This window comes from Synechococcus sp. MU1642, assembly GCF_020514115.1.
Classification (GTDB): Bacteria; Cyanobacteriota; Cyanobacteriia; order PCC-6307; family Cyanobiaceae; genus Parasynechococcus.
This window is the reverse complement of sequence record NZ_VTKZ01000010.1, coordinates 16,378-29,806: the sequence shown is the minus strand read 5'-3', so window position 1 is coordinate 29,806 and position 13,429 is coordinate 16,378. Positions and strand designations below refer to the sequence as shown.

Sequence of the window (13,429 nt, the reverse complement as noted above, 5' to 3'; positions counted from 1 at the left end):
GAAGAGAAATGAAGTGTGGTCAAGCCTGCTTCACAAAGGCAGGCAATAAGCATTTGGACTCATAAGGTCCGACCAGTCGCATTGGACCCATGTCGGTCACCACCGAAGACGGCGGTCGTCTCAACGCCTTCGCCAAAGAGCCACGTATGGAGGTAATGGACTTCGCCTCCAGCCAAAGCCGCAACCGCAGCTCAATGATGATGCTGGTGACCGGTGGATTGCTGGTAGCTGCCATGGTGGCGGTGACCGTCGCCATCAGCTGAGACAGTTCACACTGAAAATCCCTGTAGTAGCTTGCCAAGACTGAGCATCACGCTCGTTCCAGCAGGAGTTTGGGGTGAAAGTTCTCGTTCTCGGCGGTGACGGCTTCTGCGGCTGGCCCTGTGCGGTGAACCTGGCGGATCAGGGCCACGATGTTCTGATCGTGGATGACCTCAGCCGTCGCAAGATCGATATCGACCTTGAAGTTGAGTCGCTGACTCCGATCGTGAGCATCGGCGAGCGCCTCAAAGCCTGGGAGGAGACCGGCGGCAAGCCGATGCGGTTTGTCCACATGGACATCGCCCATGAGTACCAAAGGTTGCTCGATCTACTGCTGGAGGAAAGCCCGGATTCGGTGGTCCACTTCGCGGAACAGCGGGCAGCGCCCTATTCGATGAAGAGCAGCGCCACCAAGCGCTACACCGTCGACAACAACGTCAACGGCACCCATAACCTGCTGGCCGCGATCGTTGAAAGCGGTCAGGACATCCACGTAGTGCATCTCGGAACCATGGGCGTCTACGGCTATGGCTCCCACCGCGGCGCCACCATCCCAGAGGGCTACCTGAAGGTGGAAGTGCCTCAGCCCGACGGCAGCCGCTTCGAGGAGGAAATCCTCCACCCGGCAAGCCCTGGCAGCGTCTATCACATGACCAAGACGCTCGATCAGCTCCTGTTCCTCTACTACAACAAAAACGACAAGGTCCGCATCACCGACCTGCACCAGGGCATCGTCTGGGGAACCAACACCGATGCCACCGACCGTGACCCGCGGCTCACCAATCGCTTCGATTACGACGGCGATTACGGCACAGTGCTGAATCGCTTCCTAATGCAAGCCGCCATCGGCTATCCGCTCACCGTTCACGGCACCGGAGGTCAGACGCGCGCCTTTATCCACATCCGCGATTCCGTGCGCTGCGTTCAGCTGGCGCTGGAGAACCCTCCGGAGCAAGGAGAGCGGGTGAAGATCTTCAACCAAATGACCGAAAGCCATCAGGTGGGCGAACTGGCCAAAAAGGTGGCCGCTATTACCGGTGCTCAGGTCAACAACCTGCCCAACCCCCGTAACGAGGCCGTTGAGAACGATCTGATCGTTGACAATCGCTGCTTCATCGAACTGGGCCTCAACCCCACCACCCTTGATGACGGCCTGCTGAAGGAGGTGGTGGAGATTGCCACCCGCTATGCCGACCGTTGCGACCGCAACCGCATCCTCTGCACCTCCGCCTGGACCAAAACGCAGGCCCAGGCCATCGGCACCGCGTCCTGATCGAGCTTCATCCTTGAAAGTCGCCTTCTTCACCGAAACCTTCCTGCCGAAGGTCGATGGCATCGTCACCCGTCTGACCAAGACGGTGAAGCATCTGGTGGACGCCGGCGATGAGGTGGTGGTCTTCTGTCCGGAAGGCTGTCCGGATCAGTACATGGGTGCACGCCTAATTGGCGTGCCGGCAATGCCGCTGCCGCTCTATCCCGAGCTCAAACTGGCCTTGCCACGCCCAGCTGTGTCGGAGGCGATCGATTCATTTCAGCCCGATCTGATCCACGTTGTGAATCCGGCGGTGCTGGGTCTCGGCGGCATCTGGCTCGCGAAGAACAAGGGCATTCCTCTGGTCGCCAGTTATCACACCCATCTGCCCAAATACCTCGAGCATTACGGTTTGGGCATGCTGGAGCCGCTCCTGTGGGAAATGCTCAAGGCCGCCCACAACCAGGCCCTGCTGAATCTGTGCACCTCCACCGCCATGGTGAAGGAGCTCAGCGACAAGGGCATTCAGCACACCGATCTGTGGCAGAGAGGCGTCGACACGGAATTGTTCCGTCCCGAACTGCGCAGCCCGGAACTGCGCCAGCGGCTTCTCGGGGGGCATGACGACCGCGGTGCCCTGCTGCTCTACGTCGGCCGCCTTTCTGCAGAGAAGCAGATCGAACGGATCCGCCCCGTTCTGGAGGCCCTCCCCGATGCACGGCTGGCCCTGGTGGGGGATGGTCCCCACCGCCAACAACTGGAGAGGCACTTCGAAGGAACCGCCACCACCTTCGTCGGTTATCTCGCCGGGGAAGACCTGGCAGGGGCCTACGCCAGCGGCGATGCCTTCCTCTTCCCCTCCAGCACAGAAACGCTGGGGCTGGTGCTGCTGGAAGCCATGGCGGCCGGTTGTCCCGTGGTCGGCGCCAACCGTGGCGGCATTCCCGACATCATCAGCGACGGTGTTAACGGCTGCCTTTATGAACCCGACGGCGCGGATAGCGGCGCTGCAAGCCTGATCGAAGCCACCCGCCGTCTGCTGGGGAACGACCTAGAACGACAGGCTCTGCGCACTGCAGCCCGTGCCGAAGCCGAGCGCTGGGGCTGGGCGGGTGCCACCGAACAACTACGGACCTACTACCGCACGGTGCTTTCAACTCCTCAACTCACGGCCGCCTAGCGCTACCGGGTCCTCTCCCACTCCGCCAGCACCTTCTTGGCCATCGGCAGAGCATGGACCGATCCACCTCCAGGGGTGTTTTGTGCAAATGCCACCACCACGATCTTGCCGTCCGGATAGGGGGCATAACAACCGAACCAGGCGTGATCCGTACCTCCCGTGCTGTCCTCTGCTGTTCCCGTTTTGCCAGCCGCCAGAGGAATGCCAGGCCCATTAAGGCCAGCACCGGTGCCGGCCTCCACCACTTTGCGCAGGCCCTCCCGGATCGTCTGCAACGTTGATGGCTTCATCACCACCTTGGTGCGGTACTCAGGGCTCAGCCAGTCAATGTCAACGGCGGCGAGATGCGGCGTCACCAACCACCCGCCATTGGCGAACACCGCATAAGCACGGGCCAGCTGCAGGGGGGTGATCTGCACCACGGACTGACCGATGGAGGCACTGGCCATGTCCTCAGGGATCCAGGGGCTGGTGCCGGGATCAGTCCAGCCGCGGCCTCGAGCCGCCCAGTCTTCATCCCCCACCAGCCCGACGCTCTCTTCCCAACCGATCTCAATGCCGGTCTTCTGCTGAAAGCCGAGCTGATCAGCCGCTTGTTTCAGGGCCTTGGAGCCAACTCCCACCCCCACTTGGTAGAAAAAAGTATTGCTGGAAAAGCGCAGGGCATCGGCATACCCGATGTAGCCGAACCCAGCCCCGTTGTGATCCGGGAAGCAGTGGCCGCCGTAGATGAGGCAGGCCATGGTGTGCAACTTGGTGTCGGGCGGGAATTTGCCGGACTCCATACCGGCCATCGCCGTCACCGGCTTCCAGGTGCTGCCAGGGTCATAGGGATTCATGGCCCGGGACAGCAACGGTTTCTTCGGATTGGAGAAGAGGGCGTCGTACTCCTTCTGGGTGGTGATCAGCTTGGAGAAAAAGTTCGGATCAAAACTGGGACGACTAGCCAGGGCCAGCACAGCACCCGTCGCGGCCTCAAGCGCCACCACAGCGCCACCGGGCTTGTCGGCCAGTACCTGCTCCGCCACCCGCTGCAGATCCAGATCGAGGGTGAGCACCAAATCTTTTCCTGCTTGGGAAGGTCGATCGCCCAGGTTGCGCTGCACTTCGCCCATGGCATTCACCTCGAGCATTTGGCCGCCCCATTTGCCGCGCAGATGGCGCTCATAGGCGGCTTCCACACCCGTGCGACCAATCCTGTCGCGGATCTTGTAGCCCTTCTCCACCAGGATTTCGAATTCGTTTTCCGTGATGGGTTGGGTGTAACCGAGGGCGTGGGCCGCCAGAGTTCCGTTGGGATAGGAGCGGAGGATGTCGACATCCACCTGGGCGCCCCGCAACCCGAGAGCCTGTTCACGAAAGCGCAGCACCTGTTCGGGCTTGAGATCCAGGGCCAACGTGGTGCGGTAACCATCCCGATCCAGGCCCTTCTGCCGGCGCTGATCGAGCAGATCAGGCTTCAAATTCAGCAGCCGTGCCAGGCGATCCCGCAGATCAGGCCAGTCGTCATCGCTGACCAGACGCGGCTCGAGATACAGGGAGTAGGTGAGTTTGCTGGTGGCCAGCACCCGGCCTTTGCGATCGAGCAACCGACCGCGGATCGGCGAGCGGGGCACCAGACGGATGCGGTTTTCGTCCGCTAGTTCGCGAAAGCGCGACCCCTCCAGAAGCTGCATCCAGACCAGGCGGCTGACCATGGCACTGCAGAACAGCAGCACCAACACCAGCAGCACAAGGGGTTGCTGACGCAGACCCGTCTGACGCTGCTGTGAGGAACGGGTCATTCCTGCTGCTGCGCTGGCAAGCGACGGCGCAACTCCTCAAGACGCTCTTCAATCCGCCTCAGGGTTGGCAGCAAGTCGTCGGGTCTGTCCTGTTCAACCATTGCCGGTTCATCAACAGAGACCGAGACCGGCATCACCGGATTGCCCAGTCCGGGGCTCACAGTGTCCAGCCGTTCTCGCACATCACGCGCCACGGGCTCACCCTCCTGACGCAAATCTGCTATGGGGTCTTCCGATCCCGCTGTAAATACCTCCACCACTTTTCCGGGACCCCCCTGCCGGGCCCTCTCAAGCACGGCCAGCCCAACAGGAAGCACGTCCTGCATCAACGACAGACGCAACTGGTCGAGGGGGTTGTCTGAGTTGGAATCAGCGGCCATGGGGCCAGATCAACGAACCCCAGTCTGTCCCGAAGGAAGCGCCAATGTTGGACAAGCGGAACGGTCCGCCGCCAGGGACCAGCCCATCACCCCACTGAGCACCATCAGCATCGCTATAGGCACCAAGGCTTTCTGGGTGGTGTCCAGCAGGATCCACTCTCGCCAGGCACGCCAGAAGCGGCTGCGCTCAAAGCGCCGATTCTCACGGGTTTCATCGCGCTGACGCCGCCGAATCGCCTTATCCACCCAACGCTCGAAGGCCCGCTTCTTGGTGATCGTCATCTTGCGTTCCACCTCGAGCATCTGCCCGGAACCCAGCTCGGGATGGAAGGTGCTGATCAGCTCCAGACTCTTGAGGAACATCTCCACAGCGCCATCGTGGACTGCGGTGGCGTGATCATCCAGCTGACCCCAGTCGAGTTCGGGGTAAAACCGGCTGCGATTGGCGGTGATCTGATCCTCCGTCAGCTGTCCAGGCTCCCGCAGCCAGCGATCGGTGTTGCTGTCGAACCGCCGCCAATAGAGGAAGGGGTTCAGGTAGATCGTGCGGCCACCCAGCTGAATGCTGTCCTGCTGCAACCGGCGCTGCAGCTGAACTTCCTGCTGTTGTGTCGCCGTCATATCCCAAAGGCCGATGGCCCAAGGTATCGGTGATGCAGGGCCGTCGCCAGCCGTGAATCACTCCCACTCGATCGTGCCGGGGGGCTTGCTGGTGATGTCAAGCACCACCCGATTCACCCCCTTCACCTCATTCACGATCCGATTGGAGATGGTCTCCATCAAGTCGTAGGGAATGCGGGACCAATCGGCGGTCATGCCGTCCTCACTGGACACACATCGCAGCACGATCGGCCAGGCATAGGTGCGTTTGTCCCCCATCACACCGACAGAACGCACCGGCAGCAGCACAGCAAAGGCCTGCCAGATGTCGTGATAAAGCCCTGCCTCCTTGATTTCCTGGCGAACAATCAAGTCGGCATCACGCAGGCAATCCAGCTTCTCATCGGTGACTTCACCCAAGATGCGGATGGCCAGACCAGGCCCCGGGAAGGGATGGCGGCGCACGATCTCCTCGGGCAGGCCGAGGCTGCGGCCCACCTTGCGAACTTCATCTTTGAACAGCTTGCGCAGGGGCTCCACAAGCTTGAACTGAAGATCCTTGGGAAGACCACCCACGTTGTGGTGGCTCTTGATCTTCACGGCAACCCGTTCGCCCGTCTTGGGGTCAACATTGGTGCCAGCACTTTCGATCACATCGGGGTAAAGCGTGCCCTGGGCCAGGTAATCAAAGGGTCCGAGCCGCTTGCTCTCCTCTTCGAACACCCGGATGAACTCGGTGCCGATGATCTTGCGCTTCTCTTCTGGATCGGTGATGCCGTTCAGCTTGCCGATGAACCGCTGGCGAGCATTGATGTACTCCACATGAATGTTGAACTTCCGATCGAAGAAGTCCATGAGGAACTCGGGCTCACCTTTCCGCATGAAGCCCTGGTCGATGAACATGCAGGTGAGCTGATCACCGATCGCCTTCTTGAGCAGAAAGGCGAGGGTGGAGGAGTCAACTCCTCCTGATAGAGCCAGCAGGACACGCTTGTCGCCCACCTGCTCCTGAACTAAGCCTACGGCCTCCTCGATGAAAGCCGCGGTGGTCCAATCGGGATCACAACCGCAAACGTGATAGACGAAATTGCGGATCAAAGCCATGCCGCAGGTGGAATGCACCACCTCGGGATGGAATTGCACGCCATAAAGCTTGCGCTGAAGGTGCGCCACCGCCGCCTCCGGCGTGTTGGCGGTGTGGGCCAAGCGCACAAACCCCTCCGGCAGCGCTTTCACCGAGTCGCCATGGCTCATCCACATCGTCGAACCGTTGTCGACATTGGTGAGCAGATCCGTCGGGTCATCCACTTCGAGGGGCGCCTTGCCGTATTCGGCCTTACCCGTGGCGGCCTCAACAACTCCACCGAGCTGTTGCACCATCAGCTGCATCCCGTAGCAAACCCCCAGCACGGGAATGCCCAGATCCCATATGCCGAGATCGCACAAGGGTGCATGTTCGGCATATACGGAACTCGGGCCACCGCTGAGGATGATTCCCTTCGGAGCCATGCGTCGCAGCTCCTCCGCCGAAGTGCTGTAGCCGAGCACCACAGAAAACACCTCGGTTTCGCGCACGCGTCGGGCAATCAGCTCCGAATACTGGGAGCCGAAATCAAGAATGACGATGGCCGGCTGACGCTGAGTGTCGGACGAGGGCTGGGACATCGATCCTGGGAGGTATCGCTCGCTGACGAGCGTCAATCCCTCAATGTAAAGAAGCGCTTCTCCCCCTCCCGTCCCCACCAGCGCAGGGTGCGGTTGCGGTCGAACAGGGCAGCACTAATTCGCATCGGCCACGCGCCGTAGCGGGCCACATAAGACTGGCTGCGCAGCTCCACCATCGCGGCCAGATGCTGCCCGATGGCCCTGGCTTGATCAGCATCCATTACCTGAAAGGCCTCCTCAACAGAGGCGGCGCCGCGCAGTTGCAACAACTGGGGTGCCGACAAGCCAGCATCCAATCCCAGGGCCACCAACACCTCCAGACGGCCATCGGCCAGGTGGTGATGGGTGTGAAAGATTCCGCCGGCCAGCTTGATCAATTTGCCGTGGTAACCCAGTAGCAGCAGATCTTGAACGCCAGCCTCCGCCGCGGCCACTAACACCGGCCCCACCCAGTTCCCCACCTTCAGCACGGGCCCGAGACCCTGCTGGCGGGCCAGAGCCAAGCCGTTCTCACCAATCACCAGAACGAGGCGTCCCTGAAACGCGTGATCCGCAGCGAGCGCCCTCAGGTCCGCCAACACCTGTTGCAATTGATCCGGTGCAGCGCTGCGTTGCACCTCCGCCTGGGTGCCGATCAAAGCCAGACCATCCACAACCCCGAAGGCGGCATTGCTAGTGCGTTCGGCCAGGGTGCGGCCCTGCGGAAGAATCGGCTGCACCAGCAAGCCCCGACCGGGCGGCAATAGAGGCAGCAGGTTCCGCTCCAACAGCTCACGGGCAAAACCTGAGAGGCAAACGTCGCCCTCAGGCCCAAAACGGCCCACCCCTTCTCCGGCCTGCAGCTCGAGCACCGGCTGTGTTGCGGCGATCCAGGCAACCCGAACCCAAACCTCAAGATCCCGCGTCAGATCAAGGCCTGGCCCTGGATCACAACGGCTGATGCCCAGGGCTTGGCCATCCGCCAAGGGGGCTGCCGAGCTAACAGGCACTTGCAAAGAGGGTCGATCCGACCCCTGATTCAACTGCTGCTCAGCGTTAAACGGCCCACCAAGCAACACCTGCAGGGCCGCCTTGGCCGCCGCCGCCACCCACACCGGCAGGGTCAATCCAGAGCTGGAGGGGGCGATGGAACCAGACAAGCTGTTTTCTAGAGTCGCCGATTGGCATCCCCCGCGCCATGCAGGACAAGCTCACCCTGATGATTCCGGGCCCCACCCCGGTGCCGGAAACGGTGTTAAAGGCCATGGGTCGTCACCCCATTGGCCACCGCAGCGGGGAATTCCAGGCCATCGTGCGGCGCACCACCGAACAATTGAAGTGGCTGCACCAGACGACGAGCGACGTGCTGGTGATCACCGGCAGCGGTACCGCCGCCATGGAAGCGGGAATCATCAACACCCTCAGCCGCGGCGACAAGGTGCTCTGCGGTGACAACGGCAAGTTCGGCGAACGCTGGGTCAAGGTGGCCCGCGCCTACGGACTCGATGTTGAGGTGATCAAGGCGGAGTGGGGCCAGCCCCTCGATCCGGAGGCCTTCCGCTCGGCGTTGGAAGCCGACAGCGCCAAAGCGATCAAGGCCGTTATCCTCACTCACTCGGAAACCTCGACAGGGGTGATCAATGACCTGGAAAGCATTGCCAGTCACGTGAAGGCCCACGGCACAGCGCTGACCCTGGCGGACTGCGTCACCAGCCTTGGTGCCACCAACGTGCCGATGGACGAGTGGGGACTGGATGTGGTGGCTTCAGGTGCACAGAAGGGCTACATGCTTCCCCCAGGCCTGAGTTTTGTGGCCATGAGCGCACAGGCCTGGGAGGCCTACGAGCGCTCCGATCTGCCCAAGTTCTATTTGGATTTGGGCCCCTATCGGAAAACAGCTGCGAAGGACAGCAACCCCTTTACACCGGCAGTGAACCTCTACTTCGGCCTGGAAGCTGCTCTGGAGATGATGCAGAAGGAAGGCCTGGAGGCGATTTTTGCCCGCCACGCCCGCCATCGCGCCGCCGCCCAGGCGGGCATGAAGGCAATGGGCCTGCCCCTGTTTGCTGCCGAGGGTTACGGCAGCCCGGCGATCACCGCAGTGGCCCCCGAAGGCATCGATGCAGAACAGTTGCGCAAAGCCGTCAAGGAGAAATTCGACATTCTTCTGGCTGGAGGACAAGACCACCTGAAAGGTCAGGTGTTCCGCATCGGCCATCTCGGCTATGTCTGCGACCGGGATGTTCTGACCGCCGTCGCTGCGATTGAATCCACCCTTCAGTCCCTTGGCCTGCACAAAGCCAGCATGGGAGCAGGGGTCGCTGCAGCCTCCGCTGCTCTTGGCTAAAACACAAGTGGTGAGAGCGATCTCGCCTCTTTGCGGGTGTAATTCAGTGGTAGAATGTCAGCTTCCCAAGCTGAACGTCGCCGGTTCGAATCCGGTCACCCGCTTGAGCAAATTTCAATCGCTTATCAAGTGCGAGGCTTGATGAGCTGAAGAACCTGGGGGCCGGCAGATCCAGCACGGCGTTCATGACTCAAGGCCTGCAAGATCAACGAACCTGCTTCATTGATTCGACCATCCTCAGCACACTGGCGAGCCCTGGCGAACAAGGCTTGCGCAGCTGATTCGTGATCCTGACGTTGTTGAGCAGCCGTCTCAGATTGTTTTGTTTTCGTAAGCGTCAGGGTCAACGTTTGAGTTCCCTTATCAACAAAATAGTAGCTCTAATTGATATTTAGACTACACAACACGCTATCTGCGGAGTTGCCGAACAACAACTGTTCAATTCCTTGGGATCAGTTCAGGTACCAGGTTCTTCAGCGTTGCCCCCCAGATCCGCAATCCGATCCCTCAACTGAGAGCAGCGGCGTTGATCGCCTTTGGCTTCAGCGAGGGCGAGCGCGAACTCCAACTTTTCGAGCTGATGCCCACCTTCAAGGAAACCTGAACGGGTCCAGATGGTCATGCCGTGCAATGTGCGTGAAGCGCAAGCACTAGAGGCAGGGATGGTGATCGCCATAGTTGCCTTTCTTCTCATTTTGGCACCGCGCGCCACCCCTACGCGACATCGCGACTCGCTTCTGTTTCGTCCTCCTGACCCCAAGCATGGTTCTGGGAGGACTCTTCAGGCATTTCAGCCTCAGGCATCGGAGCTGTGCTCTCCAACAGCTCCCGCGTTTCTCTCAACAGAGCTTCAACGCCTTCGAGAGTGGAGATCTCTTCGTCCGGGACAGCATTCAGATCCTTCTGGTGCTGGCGCAGTTGGAGCTCAAGAGCTTCCTGACGCTGTTCCATTTTCACCAAGCGCTGGGATAGAGCTGTGATGGTTTGGGCGAGATCTTCCGCAGTGCGGGTGATCCGAAAGGACACGGAGGACGTCATCACCGAAAAGCTGGTGGTTGCGCTGATGACAGCACAGGAGCGCCGCTGTCTCAAGATCAAGCTGACATGACGCGATCGAGACCGATGCCTTCCTTGGGAACGCTGGCGCTATACCTGTTGGCTGGAACCGCCATCGGACTGCTGGCTCTGTTCAGCGGCATTCCCGCTGCACCTCTAGCAGGTGCTCTGCTGGGTGCAGGCATTGTCAGCATGAGCGGCCAGCTGGAACCAGCCACATGGCCAGCGGGAACGCGCACCGTTCTTGAGATCGGCATCGGCACCGTGATTGGAACCGGCCTGACGCGAGCGTCCTTGGAACAACTGCAACTCCTCTGGAAACCAGCAGTGCTGATCACCCTGGCGCTGGTGCTGACGGGACTGGTCGTCGGACTGTGGACCAGCCGCTTGCTCGGCATTGATCCGATCGTGGCCTTGCTGGGCGCTGCCCCAGGTGGCATCAGTGGCATGAGCCTTGTGGGCGCAGAATTCGGCGTCGGTGCCGCGGTGGCCGCTCTCCATGCCGTTCGGTTGATCACCGTGCTGCTGGTGCTGCCATTGGTGGTACGACTAATCGTCCCCTCGACAGCCGGAAGCTGATCGATACCTTGGGGCCACTCCACAACTGACGTCATGGGTCCCATCAGGTCATCGCTGGTTCTGTCCGCCGCGGCCCTGATCGGCACTCTCAGTAGCGTGGCTCACCCTCTGCAAGCGGCCAAAGCCACCGAAGACAAGGGCGCCAGGATCTATTGCTACATGCGCTCCAGCGGAAACGACCACGAGGTGAGCTGGAAAGCCGCCTACGCCGTGATCAAACGCCAGCGCAGCGGCGTGTTCAAAACATCCCCGGAGCATGCCTCGGTGATGATTACGGAAGCCGTCGTCCAGGAGCCCGGTAATTTCCCCGACTGTGGCCAGTTCCTTGGTGATCTGTTCGGCGGAAACACCCAACCAGCCACCGCTGCCGCCCTTGCAACCTCCACTTCCGTCACCGAAAGCACCATCGAGAGCACTGAAGACACCGCGCGCTACAGCTACTGATCCCTCAGTGCTTTTGGGTCTGACTCTCCTGGCTGCTGTGTTGATGGCTGGCTGCCAAAGCAAACAACCCTCGACACCTGCCAACACACCGACGCCACTCGTCTCCAGTTGCCTCGGCAACTTCCGCATGGATGACCTGAAGCTGATGGTTGAACGCTGTGATGAGGCCATCGCGCAGACACCAGATCAGGCCGATCTGCATCGGGACCGCGCCCTTGTCTTGACCCTGCTTGGCAATCAAGCCGAAGCCTGCGAGGACGTTGAGTTGGCACTGTCGCTGCTGAAACGGTCGAGGCAGCCAGTCGACCCGATGCTGCAGCACGAACTCCAGGTGCGTCAGAGCACCTGCAAACAATCCCGCACCATGGCGGAGAGTGATTGACGTTGCAGCGACAAGCGCCGAGGCCCCAGCAAGACCTCGATCCGTTCCGCCTTGCTCGCCAACAAACCATCCACAAGCTGATCCGCTGCGCCGAGCTGCAGCCAATGGCAGGTCAAGCCATCCCCCATACCCAAACGATGACAGCGATCTTCGGCTTGGTCGAGATCGCCTGGCGTCCAGGGGCGTTCCAACAACACCACATGACGGGCCCGGTGCAGGGTGAAGCCGAGAGCACCGGTGCCGAAGGTGGCCAGCAGACAATCGTTCTGACCTTGCTGAAACCGATCCACACTCTCCTGACGTTCAGCAGGGCGCTGGCGACCAGTTAACAACTCGCCGCCAAGGGTTCGCTGCAACAACTGCAATGGGGCCACAAAGCCACTGAACAGAACCACTGCCTCCCCTTGCCGGCGCAGTGACTCCACCAGCTGCTGGGCCGCCGGCAATTTGAATTCCGCAGAGATCTGACGCATGGAGGTGAGGAGAGCCAGGTGCTCAGCATCCCGTCTCACCTCTCCGAGACGGGCCCGACGCCGGTAGTCATCCAGCACCAGCTCAACACGATGGTCGAAGCCTGTGAGCTCAGCCTCCGACAGCAGCACAGGGTGAAGACGTCGCTGCTTGGGAGGAAGGTCGACCACCTGCTGCTTGCGGCGATGAAGGATCAACGGTCGACTCAGGCGACGCAGCTCCTCCAGCTGACTGGCCCCGGAAGCCTGCCAGCGTTTGCCGGTTCGACCCTCCCGCCAGTGCCCCTGGCAATACCTCTCCTCGAACTGGCGTTGATCCCGCGCAATTGGATGGTCCATGGCGGCAAGCAGGGGATACAGCTGGGACGGACGACCATTCTTCATTGGGGTTCCGGTGAGCATCCAGATCGCCCGCAAGCGGGGATGACGGGCTAGACGCAGCAAAGCAGCCGTGCGCTGCGCATGCAGTGACTGGGCGTAATGCGCTTCATCCACCACCAGAAGCGTTCCCGCTGGCGGGAGGGTGTCGGGCAGGCGAGCCCAACTCACCAACTCAAGCTCAACCCCAAGGGCCTCTGATTCCCGCCGCCAGTGGGGATGCAGACCAACGGGAGCCACCACAAGCAACCGCACCTCAGCGCAACGCATCAGGGCACGGGCCGCCAACAGAGCTGTAAGGGTCTTTCCTAGCCCCATCTCATCGGCCAGAACGGCGCCGCGACGTGCCAGGAGCCAACGGACACCGGAGCGTTGATGGCGCAGAGGACGACGACCATCCTGCAGAGCTTCGTCAAGATCTGCTGCGGCCACAAGGGTCCGGTGCGGGGGCAGCGGGGGCAGGGGGTGCTGGCACCAATCAAGCCACTGCTGCAAAGCAGAGGTGACAAAGAAACGGCGCCCGAGGGCCTGCTGAAGTGCATCGGCTGCGGCCAAGGGAAAATCCCAGCCATGGCCGGGGCCGATCCAACGCCCCCTGGGCTTAATCCGACGCAACTGGGACTGGGTCACCGCATCAAACGGGCTGACCACGCGAATCAGACCTGCTGGAGA

At 61.1% G+C, this 13,429-nt stretch carries 16 protein-coding genes and 1 tRNA gene; 8 read left to right on the top strand and 9 right to left on the bottom strand.

The features are described from left to right. Window positions 1–89: 89 nt before the first annotated feature. The 3 genes from psb34 (at window position 90) to FZZ85_RS09785 (ending at window position 2,693) form a co-directional block, all read left to right on the top strand. Entirely contained in the window at window positions 90–263 is a 174-nt protein-coding gene (gene psb34, locus FZZ85_RS09795; protein ID WP_226414634.1) for a photosystem II assembly protein Psb34, read from the top strand. Between the two features lie 74 nt (window positions 264–337). Beyond that, entirely contained in the window at window positions 338–1,534 is a 1,197-nt protein-coding gene (locus tag FZZ85_RS09790; protein ID WP_226414632.1) for an NAD-dependent epimerase/dehydratase family protein, read from the top strand. Between the two features lie 13 nt (window positions 1,535–1,547). Further along, window positions 1,548–2,693 carry a glycosyltransferase family 1 protein gene (locus FZZ85_RS09785; protein ID WP_226414630.1) on the top strand — a complete coding sequence of 382 codons (1,146 nt, stop codon included), beginning with the start codon at window positions 1,548–1,550 and terminating at the stop codon, window positions 2,691–2,693. 2 nt (window positions 2,694–2,695) lie between these two features. On the opposite strand, the gene mrdA is transcribed toward FZZ85_RS09785, so the two are convergent. Genes mrdA through cbiD form a run of 5 tightly spaced genes read right to left on the bottom strand, consistent with a single transcriptional unit; the run spans window position 2,696 to window position 8,261 of the window. Continuing rightward, the gene (gene mrdA / locus FZZ85_RS09780; protein ID WP_226414628.1) at window positions 2,696–4,477 is read right to left on the bottom strand and encodes a penicillin-binding protein 2; all 1,782 of its coding nucleotides are present in this window, start codon (window positions 4,475–4,477) and stop codon (window positions 2,696–2,698) included. Continuing rightward, window positions 4,474–4,857: a hypothetical protein gene (locus FZZ85_RS09775; protein ID WP_226414626.1), complete on the bottom strand. Its 384-nt coding sequence runs from the start codon at window positions 4,855–4,857 to the stop codon at window positions 4,474–4,476. Before FZZ85_RS09775 ends, mrdA begins: the two co-directional genes overlap by 4 nt. Before the next feature lie 9 nt (window positions 4,858–4,866). Beyond that, window positions 4,867–5,478 (bottom strand): hypothetical protein, encoded by a 612-nt coding sequence (locus FZZ85_RS09770; RefSeq protein ID WP_226414624.1) that lies wholly within the window; start codon window positions 5,476–5,478, stop codon window positions 4,867–4,869. A gap of 57 nt (window positions 5,479–5,535) precedes the next feature. Further along, entirely contained in the window at window positions 5,536–7,122 is a 1,587-nt protein-coding gene (gene guaA, locus FZZ85_RS09765; protein ID WP_226414622.1) for a glutamine-hydrolyzing GMP synthase, read from the bottom strand. 32 nt (window positions 7,123–7,154) lie between these two features. After that, window positions 7,155–8,261 (bottom strand): cobalt-precorrin-5B (C(1))-methyltransferase CbiD, encoded by a 1,107-nt coding sequence (cbiD, locus tag FZZ85_RS09760; protein ID WP_226414619.1) that lies wholly within the window; start codon window positions 8,259–8,261, stop codon window positions 7,155–7,157. Between the two features lie 38 nt (window positions 8,262–8,299). Between cbiD and FZZ85_RS09755 the strand changes: the two genes are divergently transcribed. Next, the gene (locus FZZ85_RS09755) at window positions 8,300–9,448 is read left to right on the top strand and encodes an alanine--glyoxylate aminotransferase family protein (RefSeq protein ID WP_226414616.1); all 1,149 of its coding nucleotides are present in this window, start codon (window positions 8,300–8,302) and stop codon (window positions 9,446–9,448) included. A gap of 32 nt (window positions 9,449–9,480) precedes the next feature. Continuing rightward, window positions 9,481–9,552: transfer RNA gene (locus FZZ85_RS09750), tRNA-Gly, on the top strand. A gap of 21 nt (window positions 9,553–9,573) precedes the next feature. Here the strand turns inward: FZZ85_RS09750 and FZZ85_RS09745 are convergent. From FZZ85_RS09745 to FZZ85_RS09735, 3 genes are all read right to left on the bottom strand, one after another. After that, window positions 9,574–9,795 (bottom strand): hypothetical protein, encoded by a 222-nt coding sequence (locus FZZ85_RS09745; RefSeq protein WP_226414614.1) that lies wholly within the window; start codon window positions 9,793–9,795, stop codon window positions 9,574–9,576. A gap of 110 nt (window positions 9,796–9,905) precedes the next feature. Beyond that, window positions 9,906–10,124: a hypothetical protein gene (locus FZZ85_RS09740; RefSeq protein ID WP_226414611.1), complete on the bottom strand. Its 219-nt coding sequence runs from the start codon at window positions 10,122–10,124 to the stop codon at window positions 9,906–9,908. Between the two features lie 38 nt (window positions 10,125–10,162). Further along, the gene (locus FZZ85_RS09735; RefSeq protein ID WP_226414608.1) at window positions 10,163–10,486 is read right to left on the bottom strand and encodes a chemotaxis protein; all 324 of its coding nucleotides are present in this window, start codon (window positions 10,484–10,486) and stop codon (window positions 10,163–10,165) included. Between the two features lie 84 nt (window positions 10,487–10,570). On the opposite strand from FZZ85_RS09735, the gene FZZ85_RS09730 reads away from it, so the two are divergent. From FZZ85_RS09730 to FZZ85_RS09720, 3 genes are read left to right on the top strand one after another with little or no spacing between them, the layout of a single operon-like run. Beyond that, window positions 10,571–11,083 (top strand): AbrB family transcriptional regulator, encoded by a 513-nt coding sequence (locus FZZ85_RS09730; RefSeq protein ID WP_226414605.1) that lies wholly within the window; start codon window positions 10,571–10,573, stop codon window positions 11,081–11,083. Between the two features lie 33 nt (window positions 11,084–11,116). After that, the gene (locus tag FZZ85_RS09725; RefSeq protein WP_226414602.1) at window positions 11,117–11,527 is read left to right on the top strand and encodes a DUF6554 family protein; all 411 of its coding nucleotides are present in this window, start codon (window positions 11,117–11,119) and stop codon (window positions 11,525–11,527) included. Window positions 11,528–11,540: 13 nt separating this feature from the next. Beyond that, window positions 11,541–11,909, top strand: a complete 369-nt coding sequence (locus FZZ85_RS09720) for a hypothetical protein (protein WP_226414599.1) — start codon at window positions 11,541–11,543, stop codon at window positions 11,907–11,909. On the opposite strand, the gene FZZ85_RS09715 is transcribed toward FZZ85_RS09720, so the two are convergent. Then, window positions 11,864–13,414: a DEAD/DEAH box helicase gene (locus FZZ85_RS09715; RefSeq protein WP_226414714.1), complete on the bottom strand. Its 1,551-nt coding sequence runs from the start codon at window positions 13,412–13,414 to the stop codon at window positions 11,864–11,866. The genes FZZ85_RS09720 and FZZ85_RS09715 overlap by 46 nt on opposite strands. Between the last annotated feature and the right edge of the window lie 15 nt (window positions 13,415–13,429).

Bases quoted from the DNA above. Each gene is read 5' to 3' on its own strand.
- FZZ85_RS09775 (WP_226414626.1), bottom strand. From the start codon at position 4,857: ATGGCCGCTGATTCCAACTCAGACAACCCCCTCGACCAGTTGCGTCTG.
- FZZ85_RS09725 (WP_226414602.1), top strand. From the start codon at position 11,117: ATGGGTCCCATCAGGTCATCGCTGGTTCTGTCCGCCGCGGCCCTGATC.
- guaA (WP_226414622.1), bottom strand. From the start codon at position 7,122: ATGTCCCAGCCCTCGTCCGACACTCAGCGTCAGCCGGCCATCGTCATT.
- psb34 (WP_226414634.1), top strand. From the start codon at position 90: ATGTCGGTCACCACCGAAGACGGCGGTCGTCTCAACGCCTTCGCCAAA.
- FZZ85_RS09735 (WP_226414608.1), bottom strand. From the start codon at position 10,486: ATGACGTCCTCCGTGTCCTTTCGGATCACCCGCACTGCGGAAGATCTC.
- mrdA (WP_226414628.1), bottom strand. From the start codon at position 4,477: ATGACCCGTTCCTCACAGCAGCGTCAGACGGGTCTGCGTCAGCAACCC.
- FZZ85_RS09770 (WP_226414624.1), bottom strand. From the start codon at position 5,478: ATGACGGCGACACAACAGCAGGAAGTTCAGCTGCAGCGCCGGTTGCAG.
- FZZ85_RS09730 (WP_226414605.1), top strand. From the start codon at position 10,571: ATGCCTTCCTTGGGAACGCTGGCGCTATACCTGTTGGCTGGAACCGCC.
- FZZ85_RS09755 (WP_226414616.1), top strand. From the start codon at position 8,300: ATGCAGGACAAGCTCACCCTGATGATTCCGGGCCCCACCCCGGTGCCG.
- FZZ85_RS09740 (WP_226414611.1), bottom strand. From the start codon at position 10,124: ATGGCGATCACCATCCCTGCCTCTAGTGCTTGCGCTTCACGCACATTG.